The sequence below is a fragment of the Pseudomonas sp. v388 genome (assembly GCF_003935425.1).
Lineage (GTDB): Bacteria > Pseudomonadota > Gammaproteobacteria > Pseudomonadales > Pseudomonadaceae > Aquipseudomonas.
This window is the reverse complement of sequence record NZ_RHQN01000002.1, coordinates 494,645-512,978: the sequence shown is the minus strand read 5'-3', so window position 1 is coordinate 512,978 and position 18,334 is coordinate 494,645. Positions and strand designations below refer to the sequence as shown.

Genomic DNA, 18,334 nt, shown 5'->3' with positions numbered 1-18,334 from the left:
CTATTTGTGGCGTGAGGCCCGGTCGCCCAGGACTACCCTCACGCGTTGTGAGCCAACTCTAGCCCGGTCTTGGGAAAAGCAGTAGCAAGGAAGCTCATTGCCATTATCAAACTCAAAACGGGCCGACTAACGGTATACATCTACAGGCCGCACGCACCTTGCCCTGGAGCAAATGTGACAGCACTTTGACGTCACTGGTTCGGCACTGCGACGTTAACAAATCGTCTGACAATCCGTATAAGACCTCCCCGAAACCTTAAGCCAGAGCAGTCAATGCCGGGCTTGAACCTATCTGGAAGGACGAAAATGATTGATCTCGGGTCGTGGAATCTCAGTATCCCTGTGGGCTCTCCGCCAAAAACCATCGAAACGTCGCAGCTGGTACGCGGCTATGACGGCAAGTATTTCGAATCTCATGGCAATCGGATTTTCTTCTGGTCGCCGGTGACCGGGTCGCGCACGGAAAATGCGAAGTACGCGCGCAGTGAACTGCGCGAGACGTGGTCGGACGGTACGTTGCACAACTGGAAGTATCCCGATGCAGACAATTTTCTGAACGCGACGCTGGAAGTCAACCAGGTGCCGTCCTCCGGCAAGATTGTCATTGGTCAGATTCATGCTTATGAAAGTACCGAGCCCATGCTCAAAGTGGAGTACCAATATAAACAGAAACAGCAAGCGGGCAATATCGTAATCAAAGTCCGCAATCGATACGACGATAATCATAGCCGGGTGATCAAACTCGCCGAAGGCGTGCCGCTCAATGAACGCTTCAAATACGAGATTCATCTCAGCCGCAGCGGAAGATTGAGTGTCAGCGCGCGCGATATGGACTGGAGCACTCACGTGAGTAAAACCTGGCGCGACAAACCGCTCTATTTCAAGGCTGGCGTCTATGTCCAGGATAATAAAGGATATTCCAGTGAAGGTGGCAAGGCCACGTTCTATAACCTGGACATTGATCACAACAAGTCCTGACTCCCGCAAATAAAAAGGCCCGCATCCTTTTGGAATACGGGCCTTCCCGACACACTGCGATTCTGTAGGAACGAGCCGGCTCGCCAAAGCGCCGATATATTCGCACTCTTTGCATCGGCAAGAAGTACGCCTATGCCTGCGAGCCGTCTCCTACAGTTATGTGGGTTCAGCGAGTTGCTTTGAACTCCTTCTCGGCAGCCACGAAGCGCTCCTGCATGGTCGTGGACGCGCCTTTGCCGATCAGGCTGAAGACCACGATGGCGATGCTGGCAAACAGGAAGCCCGGGATGATTTCATATAGCCCCATGGTATCGAACTGCTTCCAGGCCACGACGGTCACTGCACCGACGATCACGCCGGCCAGCGCGCCGTTGCGGGTCATGCCTTTCCACAGTACCGAAATCAGCACGACTGGACCGAACGCCGCGCCGAAACCGGCCCATGCGTAGCTCACCAGGCCCAGTACGCGGTTTTCCGGGTTGGAGGCCAGAATGATCGAAACCACTGCCACCAGCAGAACCATGGCCCGGCCGAACCAGACCAGCTCACGCTGGGACGCGCCCTTGCGCAGGTACGCCTTGTAGAAGTCCTCGGTCAGCGCACTGGAACACACCAGCAGCTGGCAGCTCAGGGTGCTCATCACGGCCGCGAGAATCGCAGACAGCAACACGCCCGCCACCCATGGATTGAACAGCAGCTTGGCCAGTTCGATGAACACCCGCTCCGGGTTTTCGGTCACCGGCCCTGCCAGGTCAGGATTGGCCGAAAAATAGGCAATGCCGAAGAAACCAGTGGCAACGGTGCCTCCCAGACACAGGATCATCCAGGTCATGGAGATACGACGGGCATTGGCGATGGACTTGACCGAATCCGCCGCCATGAAACGCGCCAGAATATGCGGCTGGCCGAAGTAACCCAGGCCCCAGGCCAGCAGGGAAACGATGCCGATGAAGGTGGTGTTCTTGAACATGTCGAAGCTGGTCGCGTCCTTGGCTTCGATGGCCAGGAACGTCGTGTCGACACCGCCGGTCGCCAGCAGCACGATGATCGGCGTGAGGATCAGCGCGAAGATCATCAGGGTCGCCTGAACGGTGTCCGTCCAGCTCACGGCCAGAAAGCCGCCCACGAAGGTGTAGGCAATGGTCGCTGCGGCGCCGGCCCACAAGGCTGTGTCGTAGGACATGCCGAAAGTGCTTTCAAAAAGACGCGCACCGGCAACGATGCCCGAAGCACAGTAAATGGTGAAGAACACCAGAATCACGACCGCGGAAATGATGCGCAGCACGCCGCTGGCATCTTCGAATCGGCTGCTGAAGTAATCCGGCAGCGTCAGGGCATCACCGTTGTGCTCGGTCTGTACCCGCAGGCGACCGGCCACGAACAGCCAGTTCAGATAGGCACCGATGATCAGGCCGATGGCAATCCAGCTTTCCGACAGGCCCGACATATAGATGGCGCCCGGCAGGCCCATCAGCAGCCAGCCGCTCATGTCCGAGGCACCGGCAGAGAGTGCAGTCACCACACTGCCCAGGCTGCGTCCGCCAAGAATATAGTCCGACAGGTTGTTGGTAGAGCGATAAGCCAGCAGGCCGATCAATACCATTGCTGCAATGTAGATAACGAAGGTTATTAGCGTGGGATTGCTCAAACTCATGTGTTTCTGCCTTGGCATTGTTTTTATAGAGCGCCTGATGCCGACCAGATAGCAGCTGAAGATTCCAGCCCGGCCGCTCCTTGGCATCCGACGCAGCGCTGACTGATACTCCGCAAGGACTCAGCCAATAGTGATTCACATTACGGTTGTACCGTGGAGGCGGATCGTATTAAAGATTTCAAACCGGGTGCAACCATTTTGAACAAACAAGTTGCACCCATCACAAAAAGACCGGTTTAACCTGTTTTTCGCATCATTTTGGGGCATGAAATGGCCTTTTCGCAAAGAAAAGCGCACCTTGATCGAGCAATGAAACGAAATTGATTATTTATCGATCAGAACCTCACAAAATATTCTTAAAATCGGGTTGCACCCGGTTGCACCTCAGAGGGTCCAACGATAATCTGCGCCTCAGCCGATGCCACATCCATAGTGGCGACAATGAGGACAATGCATGGCCACCACCACTCTGGGCGTCAAACTCGACGACCCGACTCGCGAGCGTTTGAAAGCAGCCGCCCACTCCATCGACCGTACTCCGCACTGGTTGATCAAGCAGGCGATCTTCAACTATCTGGAAAAACTCGAGAGTGGTGTAACCCTGCTGGAGCTGAACGGCCAGGCGAGCAACGGCGAAGATCACGCCGAGCCGCCGGTTGATGCCGGGCACCAACCGTTCCTTGAGTTCGCTGAAAGCATCCTTCCGCAATCGGTGCTGCGCGCGGCCATCACCGCGGCTTACCGTCGCCCGGAGCAGGAAGTCGTGCCAATGCTGCTGGAGCAGGCGCGCCTGCCGGTCGCAACCGCCGAGGCCACCAACAAGCTGGCGGCAACCATCGCCGACAAGCTGCGCAACCAGAAGAGTGCCGGCGGCCGTGCCGGTATCGTTCAGGGCTTGCTGCAAGAGTTCTCGCTGTCTTCCCAGGAAGGCGTAGCGCTGATGTGCCTGGCCGAAGCCTTGCTGCGCATTCCCGACAAGGGCACCCGCGACGCACTGATCCGCGACAAGATCAGCAACGGCAACTGGCAGCCGCACCTGGGCAACAGCCCGTCACTGTTCGTCAATGCCGCCACCTGGGGCCTGTTGCTGACCGGCAAGCTGGTCGCCACTCATAACGAAGCCGGCCTGACCTCCTCTTTGAGCCGCATCATCGGCAAGAGCGGCGAGCCCATGATCCGCAAAGGCGTGGACATGGCCATGCGCCTGATGGGCGAGCAGTTCGTTACCGGCGAAACCATCGGCGAAGCCCTGGCCAACGCCAGCCGGTTCGAAAGCAAAGGCTTCCGCTATTCCTACGATATGCTGGGCGAAGCCGCGCTGACCGAGCACGACGCGCAGAAATATCTGGCGTCCTACGAGCAAGCCATCCACTCCATCGGCAAGGCGTCCCACGGCCGTGGCATCTACGAAGGCCCGGGCATTTCCATCAAGCTGTCGGCACTGCACCCGCGCTATAGCCGCGCGCAGTACGAGCGCGTCATGGAAGAGCTGTACCCGCGCCTGCTGTCGCTGACCCTGCTCGCCAAGCAATACGACATCGGCCTGAATATCGACGCCGAAGAAGCGGACCGCCTGGAGCTGTCGCTGGATCTGCTCGAACGCCTGTGCTTCGAGCCGCAGCTGACCGGCTGGAACGGCATCGGCTTTGTGATCCAGGCGTACCAGAAGCGCTGCCCGTATGTGATCGACTACGTGATCGATCTGGCGCGCCGCAGCCGCCATCGCTTGATGATCCGCCTGGTCAAAGGCGCTTATTGGGACAGCGAGATCAAGCGCGCCCAGGTCGAAGGCCTGGAAGGCTATCCGGTCTACACCCGCAAGGTGTACACCGACGTGTCCTACATTGCCTGCGCCCGCAAATTGCTGGCCGCGCCGGAAGTCATCTATCCGCAGTTCGCCACGCACAACGCTCATACCCTGGCGGCGATCTACCATATCGCCGGGCAGAACTACTATCCGGGCCAGTACGAGTTCCAGTGCCTGCACGGCATGGGCGAACCGCTTTACGAGCAAGTGGTGGGCAAGGTCGCCGATGGCAAGCTGAACCGTCCGTGCCGCGTTTACGCGCCGGTCGGCACCCATGAAACCCTGCTGGCCTATCTGGTTCGCCGCCTGCTGGAAAACGGTGCCAATACTTCGTTCGTCAACCGCATTGCCGACCACTCGATTTCCATCCAGGAACTGGTGGCCGATCCGGTCAGCCACATCGAGCGCATGGCCACTCAGGAAGGCGGCTTCGGCCTGCCGCACCCGCGCATTCCCTTGCCGCGCGACCTGTACGGTGCCGAGCGCGCCAACTCCAGCGGCATCGACATGGCCAACGAACATCGCCTGGCGTCGTTGTCGTCGGCGCTGCTCGCCACCGCCCATACCGACTGGAAAGCCGCGCCGATGCTGGGCTGTGCTGCCAGCGCCGGTACCGCTGTCGCCGCGCTGAACCCGTCCGATCTGCGCGACGTGGTCGGCCATGTGCAGGAAGCCAATCTGCAGGACGTCGACAACGCCATCCAGTGCGCCCTGAGCGCCGGCCCGATCTGGCAGGCCACGCCGCCTGCGGAACGCGCCGCGATTCTGGAACGTGCCGCCGACCTGATGGAAGCCGAAATCCAGCCGCTGATGGGCCTGCTGGCCCGTGAGGCCGGCAAGACTTACCTGAACGCCATCGCCGAAGTGCGCGAAGCGGTCGATTTCCTGCGCTACTACGCCGTTCAGGCGCGCAACGATTTCACCAACGACGGCCACCGCCCGCTGGGGCCTGTGGTCTGCATCAGTCCGTGGAACTTCCCGCTGGCGATCTTCAGCGGTCAGGTAGCTGCCGCACTGGCCGCCGGTAACCCGGTACTGGCCAAGCCGGCCGAGCAGACGCCGCTGATCGCGGCGCAAGCCGTGCGCATTCTGCTGGAAGCCGGCATTCCCGAAGGCGCAGTGCAGTTGCTGCCGGGCCGTGGCGAAACCGTCGGTGCGCGGCTGGTCGGTGACGAGCGCGTCAAGGGCGTGATGTTCACCGGTTCCACCGAAGTGGCGCGTCTGCTGCAACGCAATGTGGCCGGTCGCCTGGACTCCCAGGGTCGCCCGATCCCGCTGATCGCCGAAACCGGCGGCCAGAACGCGATGATCGTCGACTCCTCGGCCCTGACCGAACAGGTGGTCATCGACGTGGTGTCGTCTGCGTTCGACAGCGCCGGCCAGCGCTGCTCGGCCCTGCGGGTGCTGTGCCTGCAGGAAGATTCTGCCGACCGCGTGATCGAAATGCTCAAGGGCGCCATGGCTGAAAGCCGTCTGGGCAACCCGGAGCGTCTGAGCGTGGACATCGGCCCGGTGATCGACGCCGAAGCCAAGGCCGGTATCGAGAAGCACATTCAGGGCATGCGCGATAAAGGTCGCACGGTGTATCAGGTCGCCATCGCCGACAGCGCCGAGATCAAGCGTGGCACCTATGTGATGCCGACCCTGATCGAACTGGAAAGCTTCGACGAACTGGAGCGTGAAATCTTCGGCCCGGTGCTGCACGTGGTTCGCTACAAGCGCAAGGAACTGGATCAGTTGATCGAGCAGATCAACGCGTCCGGCTACGGCCTGACCCTCGGCGTGCATACCCGTATCGACGAGACCATCGCCAAAGTGGTCGACAACGTTCACGCCGGTAACGTCTACGTGAACCGCAACATCGTCGGTGCCGTAGTCGGCGTTCAGCCGTTCGGCGGCGAAGGCTTGTCCGGCACAGGTCCCAAGGCCGGCGGCCCGCTGTATCTGTACCGCCTGCTGTCGACTCGTCCGCAGGACGCGATTCACAAGTCGTTTGCCCACGGCGACGCCGTGGCCGCTCCGGACACTCGCTTGCGTGATGCCATGAGCAAACCGTTGCAGGCGCTCAAGGACTGGGCTGCGAACAGCCAGCTGACCGGGTTGCAGGCTTTGTGCGACGAGTACGCTGCGCAGTCGCAAAGCGGGATCACGCGGCAACTGGTCGGCCCGACCGGGGAGCGCAACAGCTACGCGATCCTGCCTCGCGAACACGTGCTGTGCCTGGCCGATGAAGAAGCGGACCTGCTGGCTCAACTGGCCGCCGTCCTGGCTGTCGGCAGCAGCGCTGTCTGGCCGGAAACCGCGGTTGCCAAGGCGGTGCGCGCTCGTCTGCCGAAGGAAGTCCAGGCCCGCATCAGGCTGGTCAGCGAGTGGAACAAGGACGAAGTCGTGTTCGATGCGGTTCTGCACCATGGCGATTCGGACCAGTTGCGTGAGGTCTGCCAGCAGATCGCCCAGCGCAACGGCGCGATCATTGGGGTGAACGGCCTGTCCCACGGCGAAACCAACATCCCGTTGGAACGCCTGGTCATCGAACGCGCCGTGAGCGTCAACACCGCTGCTGCCGGCGGTAACGCCAGCCTGATGACCATCGGCTGACGTCAACTCGCTCCCGTAGGAGCGGACGTGTCCGCGAAGAGGTTTGTACAGTCGCTACCTATATGGCGACTGCTTTGGCCTCCTTCGCGGACAAGCGGAGCGCCGCCCGGTCCGCTCCCACGATTCAGGGGCTATCACCCGAATCAATCTTCCTACCCTCCTCTTCACCCGGCACCTAGACTCAGCGAATCCCTCGCTAAGGTAGGCCGCCATGTCCGAGACACTGCTCTGCTCCCGCAACCTGGCTTTCGAGCTGTATGAAGTGCTGGACGCCGAAGCGTTGACCCGACGGGAACGGTTCTCCGATCACAACCGCGAAACATTCGATGCTGCAATCAGCACGGCGCGGTCTGTTGCCGAGAAATACTTCGCGCCCCACAACCGCAAGGCCGACGAGAACGAGCCGCGCTATGAGAACGGCGAGGCGATTCTGATTCCGGAGGTCAAGCCTGCGGTGGACGCCTTTCTGGCAGCAGGCTTTCTCAACGCAGCGCGGGATTTCGACGCGGGCGGCATGCAACTGCCGACGTTGCTGTCCCAAGCCTGCTTCGCCCACTTTCAGGCCGCAAACGTCGGCACCACGGCCTATCCGTTCCTGACCATGGCCGCCGCGAACCTGATCGAGAGTTTCGGCAGCGAAGAGCAAAAACGACGCTTCCTGCAACCGATGCTCGAAGGCAGGTTCTTCGGCACCATGGCGCTGACCGAGCCGCACGCCGGGTCTTCGCTGTCGGATATCCGCACCCGCGCCGAGCCTGCGGCTGACGGCAGCTACCGCCTGCGCGGCAACAAGATATTCATTTCGGGCGGCGACCACTCGCTGTCGGAAAACATCGTGCATCTGGTGCTGGCAAAGCTGCCGGACGCACCGGCCGGGGTCAAAGGCATTTCGTTGTTCATCGTCCCCAAGTTCCTGGTCAACGACGACGGCAGCGCTGGCGCACGCAACGATGTGCTATTGGCAGGCCTGTTCCACAAGATGGGCTGGCGCGGCACCACCTCGACTGCGTTGAACTTCGGCGATAACGGCCAGTGTGTCGGCTATCTGATCGGCAAGCCGCATCAGGGCCTCGGCTACATGTTCCAGATGATGAACGAAGCGCGGATCGGCGTCGGCCTGGGCGCCGTGATGCTGGGCTATGCCGGTTACCTGTATTCCCTCGACTACGCACGGCAACGGCCGCAAGGACGCCTGCCGGACAGCAAAACTCCGACCAGCGCGCCGGTGGCGATCATTCAACACGCGGACGTTCGGCGCATGCTGCTGACCCAGAAAGCCTATGTGGAAGGCGCGTTCGACCTGGGCCTGTACGCCGCCCGGCTGTTCGACGACACCCGGACCGGCGAAACCCAGGAAACGCGGCACAACGCCCAGGCGCTGCTGGATCTGCTGACGCCTGTCGTCAAATCATGGCCGTCGGAGTTCTGCCTGAAGGCCAACGAGCTGGCTATCCAGGTGCTGGGCGGCCATGGCTACACCCGAGACTATCCGCTGGAACAGTACTACCGCGATAACCGCCTTAACCCGATTCACGAAGGGACACACGGCATCCAGTCGCTGGATCTGCTGGGACGCAAACTGGCGCAAGGCGGTGGAGCCGGGCTCACGCAGCTGATCCGGCAGATCAGCGCCACGACCGAGCGCTCCCGTGCGTTTGCCGAACTGGTGGAGTTGCGCCAACCGCTGGAACATTTGCTGGCGCGACTGCAGGCCGTCACCCTTGGACTGCTCGCCGATCTGGCGCACGGCCAGGTCAACGCGGCTCTGGCCAACTCAGCCCTGTATCTCAAGGTATTTGGCCATACCGTGATCGGATGGCGCTGGCTGGAGCAGGCCATTCACGCCAGTCAGGGCCTGCTGCAGGGCAACGCCGGCGACGAATCCTTTTACCGCGGCAAGTTGCAGGCGGCCCGTTACTTCCTGACCTGGGAAATACCCGGCTGCCACCATGAGCTGGCGATCCTGGAACGCCGCGACACCACCTGCCTGGCGATGCGCGAAGACTGGTTCTAACCATCGCGGAGCATGACCTCCGGCGGCGACTCATCGGGTGGCGTCAAACCCCGCCACCGTGTGGGAAACGCCTGACGGCCGGGCACCTCGAAAAAACCTCAAAACCTCGATGACACATCTTTCATGCCTGCGTGGCAGCGGGCGAAGCCTTTCCTGTGATATATGCGGACAATGCTTTGACAGCCAGCCAATTCAACAGGTTAAATCCCTTGGCATGCCGACTGCATGGTCATTTTCAGCCCCGCAATCTTTCTTTCGTTTTTTGATCAGGAGTACCGACTTTGGATGCCACGACCATCAACAGCCTGTTTTTGATCGGCGCGTTGCTGGTGGCAGCAAGCATTCTGGTCAGCTCGCTGTCCTCGCGCCTGGGCATCCCGATTCTGGTCATCATCCTGGCGGTGGGCATGGTGGCGGGCGTCGATGGCGGCGGCATCATTTTCGACAACTACGCCACCGCGTATCTGGTCGGCAACCTGGCCTTGGCAGTGATCCTGCTCGACGGCGGCTTGCGAACCCGCGTGTCGAGTTTCCGGGTAGCGCTGTGGCCGGCGTTGTCGCTGGCCACCGTCGGCGTGCTGATAACCACCGCGCTGACGGGCATGGTTGCCGCCTGGCTGTTCGATCTGAACATGATCCAGGGCCTGCTGATCGGCGCTATCGTCGGCTCGACCGACGCGGCAGCCGTGTTCTCGCTGCTGGGCGGCAAGGGCCTGAACGAACGGGTCACCGCAACGCTGGAAATCGAATCGGGAAGCAACGACCCGATGGCAGTGTTTCTGACCGTTACCCTGATCGGCATGCTCGCCAGCGGCGAAACCGGCCTGCACTGGGGTCTGGTCGGGCACTTGATCCAGGAATTCGGTATCGGCAGCGTCATCGGCCTGGGCGGTGGCTGGGTCATGTTGCAGCTGGTCAATCGCATCAATCTGGCGGCCGGCCTGTACCCGATTCTGGTGATTGCCGGTGGCCTGGCGATCTTCGCCATGACCAATGCCATTCACGGCAGCGGCTTTCTCGCGGTCTACCTGTGCGGCCTGGTGCTGGGCAACCGCCCGATCCGCAGTCGCCACGGCATTCTGCACATGCTCGACGGCATGGCCTGGCTGGCGCAGATCGGCATGTTCCTGGTGCTGGGTCTGCTGGTCACGCCGCACGATCTACTGCCCATCGCGATTCCGGCGCTGGGCCTGGCCTTGTGGATGATCCTGATCGCGCGCCCGTTGTCGGTGATGGTCGGCCTGCTGCCGTTCAAGGCGTTCCACGGTCGCGAAAAGGCGTTCATTGCGTGGGTCGGTCTGCGCGGCGCGGTGCCGATCATTCTCGCGGTGTTCCCGCTGATGGCCGGTTTGCCCAATGCCCAGCTGTATTTCAACCTGGCGTTCTTCATCGTATTGGTCTCGCTGCTGCTGCAAGGCACCAGCCTGCCGTGGATGGCGAAATTGCTGAAAGTGACGGTTCCACCTGATCCGGCACCGATTTCCCGCGCCGCCCTGGAAGTGCACGTCACCAGTGAATGGGAGCTGTTCGTCTATCGCCTGGGCGCGGAAAAATGGTGCATCGGTGCCGCGCTGCGTGAACTGAAAATGCCCGAAGGCACGCGCATCGCCGCCCTGTTCCGCGGTCAGCAACTGTTGCACCCTTCCGGCAGCACCACGCTGGAAGTCGGCGACCTGCTGTGCGTGATCGGCCATGAACACGACCTGCCGGCCTTGGGCAAACTGTTCAGCCAGGCGCCGCAGCGCGGGCTGGACCTGCGTTTCTTCGGCGACTTTGTGCTTGAAGGTGACGCACAGTTGGGCGCAGTTGCAGAACTCTATGGCCTGACGCTCGATGGCCTGGACGCCAGCATGCCGCTCAGCCAGTTCATCGTGCAGAAGAATCGCGGCGAACCGGTCGTGGGCGATCAGATCGAGTGGAACAGCACAATCTGGACAGTTGCAGCCATGGAGGGGAACAAGATCCTCAAAGTCGGCGTCAGATTCCCCGAAGGTAGCCGCCCGGGTCCCGGATTGTTCCTTTAAACTGCCAATCCATCTGTTTCATCCAGCGACCGGTATCTATGCTTTCCCTGCGCACCTTCTTTGCCGTCACCCTGCTTGGGCTCTGCCTGTCCGCTTCACCGGCCATGGCGGCGGACAGCGCTCCGCCTACCGCTGCCACCGTGCAGCAGAGCCTGGACAAAATCGCTGACCGCAAACTGCCGGACGCCGACCAGAAAGCCCTGCAGCAGGTACTGGAACAGACCTTGGGCTTTCTGTCCGCCCAGGAAGAAAACCAGCAGAAGCTGACCGACCTCAAGCACCAGCTCAATCAGGCGCCCAAGGAGCTGGAAGAAAACCAGCGCGAGCTGAACCGCCTCAAGGCCAGCAAAATCGTGCCCGTCGCGCAGCGCTATGGCAACCTGGATGTGCCGCAGCTGGAACAGATCCTCAGCCAGCGCAGCACCCAGCAAAGCGACTTGCAGAAAGCCCTGAACGAAGCCAACAGCCTGACCATCACCGCCCAGACTCGTCCAGAACGCGCCCAGGCCGAAATCAGCGCCAACCAGACCCGCATCCAGCAGATCAACGCCACGCTCAAGGCCGGTAAAGACAACGGCAAGACGTTGAGCACCGACCAACGCAACCTGCTCAACGCTGAGCTGGCGTCGATCAACGCCCTTAATCTGCTGCGCCGCCAGGAACTGGCGGGCAACAGTCAGTTGCAGGATCTGGGCAACAGCCGCCACGACCTGCTGACTGAGAAAGTGGCGCGCCAGGAACAGGAAATCCAGGACCTGCAAACCCTGATCAACGACAAGCGTCGCGCCCAGTCCCAGAAGACCGTGGCCGAACTGTCGCTGGAAGCACAGAAGGCCGGTGGCAGCAGCCTGCTGGCCACCGAAAGCGCGGCCAACCTCAAGCTGTCCGACTATCTGCTGCGCGGCACCGACCGACTCAACGAGCTGACCCAGCAGAACCTGCGCACCAAACAGCAACTGGATAACCTGACCCAGACCGATCAGGCGCTGAGCGAACAGATCAACGTGCTGAGCGGCAGCCTGTTGCTGTCCAAGATTCTCTACAAACAGAAGCAGGCGCTGCCGCATCTGGAACTGGACAAGGGCCTGGCCGACGAAATCGCCAACATTCGCCTGTACCAGTTCGAAATCAACCAGCAACGTGAACAGATGAGCACCCCGCTGGCGTATGTCGAGAAACTGCTGGCGACCCAGCCGCCCGAAGACATCACGCCGTCGTTGCGGCGCACGCTGATGGATCTGGCGATCACCCGCAGCGACCTGCTGGAGCGCCTGAACCGTGAGCTGAGCGCATTGCTCAACGAATCGATCACGCTGCAACTGAACCAGAAGCAACTGACCAGCACCGCGATCAGCCTGCGCGCCACGCTGGACGAGCAGATGTTCTGGATTCCCAGCAACAAGCCGCTGGATATGGAGTGGTTCCAGACCATCTGGCCGCGCCTGAAAAAACAGGTCGCTACCCTGCCGTGGACTTCCAGCATCAGTGAATTAAGCGATGGCCTGACCCATCGCCCGCTGCTGTTCCTGCCGTTGCTGTTGCTGATCGGCGTATTGACCTGGCGACGCAACGCGCTCTACGCGCACCTCAACCGTCTGCATGCCGATATCGGCCACTTCAAGCGCGACAGCCAGTGGAAAACCCCGTTGGCCTTGCTGATCAACGTGCTGCTGGCGCTGCCGGTCGCGCTCGGCCTTGCGCTGTGCGGCTACGCGCTGCAGATCGACGCGCGCGGCCAGAACGCCAACCTGGGAGAAGCGCTGCTGCAACTCGCGCTGGCCTGGCTGGTGTTCTACACCGCCTACCGGGTGCTGGCGCCGGCCGGTGTCGCTCAGTTGCACTTCCGCTGGGAAACCATCCAGGTGGAATTCCTGCGCGGCTGGGTCCGACGCCTCGGGCTGGTGGTCCTGGCGCTGGTAGCAGTCGTGGCCGTCGCCGAGCATCAGCCTGCGGCGCTGGCTGACGACGTGCTGGGAATCGGTGTGGTTCTGGCGTGCTACGCGCTGATGGCCTGGCTGCTCGGCCGCTTGCTGCTGGCCAGCCCGACCCATCACAACGCCTCGCTGTTCCGCAAAGCGCTGGGCCTGGCGTTTACCGCGCTGCCCATCGCGCTGTTCGTGGCGGTGTGCTTCGGCTATTACTACACCGCCCTCAAGCTCAGTGACCGACTGATCGACACACTCTACCTGCTGATGCTGTGGCTGATGATCGAAGCCACCTTCGTGCGCGGCCTGAGTGTGGCAGCGCGGCGCCTGGCCTACCAGCGCGCCCTGGCCAAGCGTCAGGCGGCCCGCGACAGTGGCGACAGCGATGCGCCGATCGAGGAGCCGAAGCTGGACATCGAGCAGGTCAACCAGCAATCGTTGCGTCTGATTCGTCTGGCGCTGCTGAGCGCCTTCGTCGGCGGACTGTATCTGGTCTGGGCCGACCTGATCAGCGTGTTCGCCTACCTCGACAACATCACCCTCTACGAATACACCAGCGGCACCGGCGCCAATATGAGCATGGTGCCGATCAGCCTGGGCGACTTCATCGGCGCGGTGGTGATCGTCGCCATTACATTCGTGCTGGCGGGCAACCTGCCTGGCCTGCTGGAGGTGCTGGTGCTGTCGCGGCTGAATCTGGCCCAGGGCAGCGCATACGCCACCACCACGCTGCTGTCTTACGCCATCGCCGGCATTGGCTTTGTCACGACCCTTTCAACCCTGGGCGTGAGCTGGGACAAACTGCAGTGGCTGGTCGCGGCACTGTCGGTCGGCCTGGGCTTCGGCATGCAGGAAATCTTCGCCAACTTCATCTCCGGCATCATGATCCTGTTCGAGCGTCCGGTGCGTATCGGCGACACCATCACCATCGGCAACCTGTCGGGCACGGTCAGCAAGATCCGCATCCGCGCCACGACCATCACCGACTTCGACCGCAAGGACATCATCGTCCCGAACAAGACGTTCATCACCGGCCAGTTGATCAACTGGTCGCTGACCGACACCATCACTCGGGTCACCCTCAAGCTGGGCGTCGACTACGGCTCGGACCTGGATCTGGTGCGCACCCTGCTGCTGCAAGCCGCACGGGATAACCCGCGCGTGCTCAAGGACCCGGAACCGATTGTCTACTTCCTGAATTTCGGTGAAAGCACGCTGGACCACGAACTGCGCATGCACGTGCGTGACCTGGGCGACCGCAACCCGGTGCTGGACGAGATCAACCGCTTCATCAACCGCGAGTTCAAGAAGCAGAAGATCAACATCTCGTTCCGCCAGATGGAGGTCTATCTCAAGAACCTCCACGGCCAGGAATACAAGATGGTGCCGGTCGAGCCGACGGACAAAACCCTGGTTCCTACCCAGCCGGGCACGCCTTCGGTCAACCCGCCGGTCACCACCAAAGTCTCGCCCGCGACCAAGGACGCGCAGGAACCGCCGGAACTGAGACTCGACTGACAGGGTCAACCCCAGCAGAATGCCCGCACACTCTGCTGGAGAACGCCCTTGAAAGCGCTCGACGAACTGATCTTCGATAATCGCTTCGCCCGCCTGGGCGACGCGTTTTCCACATCCGTCCTGCCTGAGCCCATTGCCGAGCCGCGTCTGGTCGTTGCCAGTGACGCAGCGCTGGCACTGCTGGACCTGGACCCGGCTCAAGCCGAACTGCCCCTGTTCGCGGAAATATTCAGCGGCCACAAGCTGTGGTCCGAAGCCGAGCCACGCGCCATGGTGTATTCCGGCCATCAGTTCGGTTCCTACAACCCGCGCCTGGGCGATGGCCGCGGGCTGTTGCTCGGCGAGGTCTACAACGATGCAGGCGAGCACTGGGACCTGCACCTCAAAGGCGCCGGCCAGACACCCTATTCCCGCATGGGCGACGGACGCGCGGTGCTGCGCTCATCGATCCGCGAATTCCTGGCCTCCGAAGCGCTGCATGCGCTGGGCATTCCCACCAGTCGCGCGGCCTGCGTGATCGGCTCGGATACGCCGGTGTGGCGGGAAACCCAGGAACGCGCGGCCATGGTGCTGCGTCTGGCGCAGAGCCACGTGCGTTACGGCAGCCTGGAATATTTCTACTACACCAAGCAGCCCGAACAGCTCAAGGAACTGGCCGAACATGTGCTGACGCTGCATTACCCGCAATGCAGGGAACAGCCGGAACCGTATCTGGCGATGTTTCGCGAGATCGTCGAGCGCAACGCCGAGCTGATCGCCAAATGGCAGGCCTACGGTTTCTGCCACGGCGTGATGAACACCGACAACATGTCGATCCTGGGCATCACCTTCGACTTCGGGCCGTTCGCCTTTCTCGACGATTTCGACCAGCACTTCATCTGCAACCACTCGGACCACGAAGGCCGCTATTCCTTCAGCAATCAGGTGCCGATTGCCCAATGGAACCTGAGCGCGCTGGCCCAGGCGCTGACGCCGTTCATCAGCGTCGAAGCGCTGCGCGAGACCATTGGCCTGTTCCTGCCGCTGTATCAGGCGCACTATCTGGACCTGATGCGCCGCCGCCTGGGCTTGACCGGCGCCGAGGATGCGGACGCAGAACTGGTCGCCCGCTTGTTGCAACTGATGCAGAACAGCGGCGTCGACTACACCCTGTTTTTCCGCCGACTGGGCGACCAACCGGCCACCGATGCAGTGCGCCGGTTACGCGACGAATTCATCGACATCAAGGGCTTCGACGGCTGGGCGCAAAGCTATCTGGAGCGCATCACCCGCGATGGCAGCGATAACGAGCAGGAACGCCAGGCCCGCATGCATGCGGTCAACCCGCTCTACATCCTGCGCAACTACCTGGCGCAGAACGCCATCGAAGCGGCGGAGAAAGGCGACTACAGCGAGGTACGCCGCCTGCATACCGTGCTGTGCAACCCGTTTACCGAACAACCGGGCATGTCCGGTTATGCACAGCGTCCACCGGATTGGGGCAAGCATCTGGAAATCAGTTGTTCGTCTTGAGCCGCGCACATGACACCGGCTGCCTGATAACGCGCGCCACGGGCCTTATGCCGGCGCGCTGCGTTGAGCTGGGAACGCGGTTTTACGGCAGCAACCACTTCAGGCCCATCGCCACATGCTGTTCGGCGCTGTCGATCAGAGGCAGCGGGCTTTCCACGTCGCCGAGCAGCAGGCCGATTTCCGTGCAGCCGAGGATGGCTGCCTCGGCGCCCTGGTCGCGCAAGCGCCGCAAGACCTCGAGGTAATAGTCACGCGTAGTCTGGCGAAACTCTCCTAGACAGAGTTCGGCAAAGATCGCTCGGTCAATCTCTGCCATCGCTTCGCTGCCGGGCAGCAGCACCTGGATGTCGAATCGCTCGGCCAGCCGCTGCCGGTAGAACTCTTCCTGCATGGTGAAACGGGTCCCCAGCAATGCCGCGCGCTTCACCCCGTCCGCCTGCAACGCCTGACCGACCGCATCGCCAATGTGCAGCAGCGGAATATCGACCGCCGCCTCGATGGCCGGCGCGACTTTATGCATGGTGTTGGTCGCCAGCAACAAAGCGCCAGCACCGGCACGCTCCAGGCCACGTGCCACATCGGCGAGCTGCGCGCCGGCGCGGTCCCAGTCACCGGCCTTCTGCAAGGCTGCAATCGCCGCGAAATCCACCGAGTGCAGAATCAGCGGTGCCGAATGCAACCCGCCCAGCGCATCGCGCACGCCCTCGTTCAACAACTTGTAATAGGTCGTCGTCGACTCCCAGCTCATCCCACCTATCACGCCAAGGGTTTGCATGTCGGTCATCCTGAAAGGGTCATGGAGGCCAGCCTAAGCTTGAATGCCGCTCGGTTCCAGTCAATCCAGGGCTCGCCTTGTAACAGCTTGACGCACCCTGCTGATTTTTCCGTAGGACTTGTCTCTAAAGGCAAAGAGGCGCCCCCGGACAAGGTTTTTAGACCTAGCATCAGGGCTTTCAGCACACAGAGGTACAACGCCATGTCATACATAGTCAGGGAAGGCGATCCCACCACCAGCGGAGGTTTCGTACTGGCCGCCTCGGCAACCGAAGTGATCGATCTGCGCCGGGTGGCGCGCATGGGCGATCCGGTCTGGTGTCCGGTATGCAAGCGCGTAGGGTTCATCGCCCAGGGCAATCCCACCTACATCGACGAGTGCCTGGCCGTAGCGACTCACGGCCATCAGGTAAGTTGCGGCTGCAAACCGGGCAGCAACCGATTGTCCGCATCGCAGGATCACTTCACGGCAGAAATGGATGCGGCCATTACCATCCCCGAGGACATCGCCGAGCAGGCACGCCTGAATGCCGAGCAGATTACCCGGGCCATCAAGGAAGGAACCTACAACTCGCCGGTGCTCAGGCCGCTTTTTTCACATTCCTGACCTTCTACAATGGGCCACATGCCGGCCCCACACGCGTCATCAGGGGCGGGCATTGGTTTCCAGCCAGTTGTGCAGCTCGACGAACTGTTGGGTCAGCTTGTGGCGTGGGTCGAAATGGACCAGCGGCATGTTCGCCTGATGTGATTCGCGCATCTTCACCGAGGCATTGAGATACACCGGCAATACAGGAAGACCCTCGGCGATCAGCTCGTCGAGCATCTGCTGCGGCAGGCTGGCACGAGGCTGGAACTGGTTGACGATGATGCCTTCCACCTCCAGGCGCTCGTTGTGGTCTTCCTTGAGGTCGTCGACCTCCTGCAGCAGTCCGTACAGAGCCTGGCGGGAGAAGCTGTCGCAATCGAAGGGAATCAGCACGCGGTCCGCAGCGATCAGCGCGGACACCGCATAAAAGTTCAACGCAGGCGGGGTATCCAGGTAGATCCGCTCGTAGTCCTCGCTCAACTCATCGAGCAGTTTGCGCAGCTTGTTGATCTTGTGCTTGGACTCGAGCTTGGGCTGCAGATCCGCAAGCTCGGAAGTGGCGGTAACGACATGCAGGTTGTCGTAGGGCGTTTCATAGATATCGACGTGGTTCTTCTTGCCGAACGGCGTCGACGACAGGGTCTGCTTGAAGAAATCGGCAATTCCCATGGGGATATCGTTGCCGGTGAGGCCGGTGAGGTACTGGGTGGAATTGGCCTGCGCATCAAGGTCGATCAACAGTGTCCGGTAACCCTCGCTCGCGCTGACCGCCGCCAGATTGCAAGCAATGCTGGATTTACCAACACCCCCTTTCTGATTGAACACCACGCGACGCATGAACGGCCTCCCTGAAAGAATGAAGAAAAGATGCAGCCGGCCGATAACAGCCCTGCAAGTGGACCGAGTCTAGGCAATACATATGACAAGGGCGAGGTAATTCA

The 18,334-nt window shown here is 61.3% G+C and carries 10 protein-coding genes; 7 read left to right on the top strand and 3 right to left on the bottom strand.

Going from position 1 to position 18,334, the window contains the following annotated elements; translation table 11 throughout:
- The first annotated feature begins 306 nt into the window (after window positions 1-306).
- Entirely contained in the window at window positions 307-978 is a 672-nt protein-coding gene (locus EGJ27_RS06490) for a polysaccharide lyase family 7 protein (RefSeq protein WP_125829907.1), read from the top strand.
- Window positions 979-1,144: 166 nt separating this feature from the next.
- Here the strand turns inward: EGJ27_RS06490 and putP are convergent, their stop codons facing one another.
- The gene (gene putP, locus EGJ27_RS06485; protein ID WP_125829906.1) at window positions 1,145-2,632 is read right to left on the bottom strand and encodes a sodium/proline symporter PutP; all 1,488 of its coding nucleotides are present in this window, start codon (window positions 2,630-2,632) and stop codon (window positions 1,145-1,147) included.
- Window positions 2,633-3,086: 454 nt separating this feature from the next.
- On the opposite strand from putP, the gene putA reads away from it, so the two are divergent.
- The 5 genes from putA (at window position 3,087) to selO (ending at window position 16,030) form a co-directional block, all read left to right on the top strand.
- On the top strand, window positions 3,087-7,037 hold the full coding sequence (putA, locus tag EGJ27_RS06480) for a trifunctional transcriptional regulator/proline dehydrogenase/L-glutamate gamma-semialdehyde dehydrogenase (protein WP_125829905.1): 3,951 nt from the start codon (window positions 3,087-3,089) through the stop codon (window positions 7,035-7,037).
- A gap of 211 nt (window positions 7,038-7,248) precedes the next feature.
- The gene (locus EGJ27_RS06475; protein ID WP_125829904.1) at window positions 7,249-9,051 is read left to right on the top strand and encodes an acyl-CoA dehydrogenase; all 1,803 of its coding nucleotides are present in this window, start codon (window positions 7,249-7,251) and stop codon (window positions 9,049-9,051) included.
- A gap of 281 nt (window positions 9,052-9,332) precedes the next feature.
- A complete protein-coding gene (locus EGJ27_RS06470) occupies window positions 9,333-11,075 on the top strand; it encodes a potassium/proton antiporter (RefSeq protein ID WP_125829903.1) in 1,743 nt (580 codons plus the stop codon).
- A 38-nt stretch (window positions 11,076-11,113) separates the two neighbouring features.
- Complete coding sequence (gene mscK, locus EGJ27_RS06465; protein WP_125829902.1) at window positions 11,114-14,518, top strand: mechanosensitive channel MscK; 3,405 nt, start codon at window positions 11,114-11,116, stop codon at window positions 14,516-14,518.
- A 48-nt stretch (window positions 14,519-14,566) separates the two neighbouring features.
- Window positions 14,567-16,030 (top strand): protein adenylyltransferase SelO, encoded by a 1,464-nt coding sequence (gene selO / locus EGJ27_RS06460; protein ID WP_125829901.1) that lies wholly within the window; start codon window positions 14,567-14,569, stop codon window positions 16,028-16,030.
- Between the two features lie 82 nt (window positions 16,031-16,112).
- On the opposite strand, the gene EGJ27_RS06455 is transcribed toward selO, so the two are convergent.
- Window positions 16,113-16,805, bottom strand: a complete 693-nt coding sequence (locus tag EGJ27_RS06455) for an aspartate/glutamate racemase family protein (protein ID WP_125829900.1) — start codon at window positions 16,803-16,805, stop codon at window positions 16,113-16,115.
- Window positions 16,806-17,006: 201 nt separating this feature from the next.
- Between EGJ27_RS06455 and EGJ27_RS06450 the strand changes: the two genes are divergently transcribed.
- Window positions 17,007-17,411: a PAAR domain-containing protein gene (locus EGJ27_RS06450; protein WP_125829899.1), complete on the top strand. Its 405-nt coding sequence runs from the start codon at window positions 17,007-17,009 to the stop codon at window positions 17,409-17,411.
- 39 nt (window positions 17,412-17,450) lie between these two features.
- Here EGJ27_RS06450 and EGJ27_RS06445 read toward each other — a convergent pair whose 3' ends face one another.
- On the bottom strand, window positions 17,451-18,230 hold the full coding sequence (locus EGJ27_RS06445) for a ParA family protein (protein WP_125829898.1): 780 nt from the start codon (window positions 18,228-18,230) through the stop codon (window positions 17,451-17,453).
- Between the last annotated feature and the right edge of the window lie 104 nt (window positions 18,231-18,334).

Bases quoted from the DNA above. Each gene is read 5' to 3' on its own strand.
- EGJ27_RS06445 (WP_125829898.1), bottom strand. From the start codon at position 18,230: ATGCGTCGCGTGGTGTTCAATCAGAAAGGGGGTGTTGGTAAATCCAGC.
- EGJ27_RS06490 (WP_125829907.1), top strand. From the start codon at position 307: ATGATTGATCTCGGGTCGTGGAATCTCAGTATCCCTGTGGGCTCTCCG.
- EGJ27_RS06455 (WP_125829900.1), bottom strand. From the start codon at position 16,805: ATGCAAACCCTTGGCGTGATAGGTGGGATGAGCTGGGAGTCGACGACG.
- putP (WP_125829906.1), bottom strand. From the start codon at position 2,632: ATGAGTTTGAGCAATCCCACGCTAATAACCTTCGTTATCTACATTGCA.
- EGJ27_RS06450 (WP_125829899.1), top strand. From the start codon at position 17,007: ATGTCATACATAGTCAGGGAAGGCGATCCCACCACCAGCGGAGGTTTC.
- mscK (WP_125829902.1), top strand. From the start codon at position 11,114: ATGCTTTCCCTGCGCACCTTCTTTGCCGTCACCCTGCTTGGGCTCTGC.
- EGJ27_RS06475 (WP_125829904.1), top strand. From the start codon at position 7,249: ATGTCCGAGACACTGCTCTGCTCCCGCAACCTGGCTTTCGAGCTGTAT.
- putA (WP_125829905.1), top strand. From the start codon at position 3,087: ATGGCCACCACCACTCTGGGCGTCAAACTCGACGACCCGACTCGCGAG.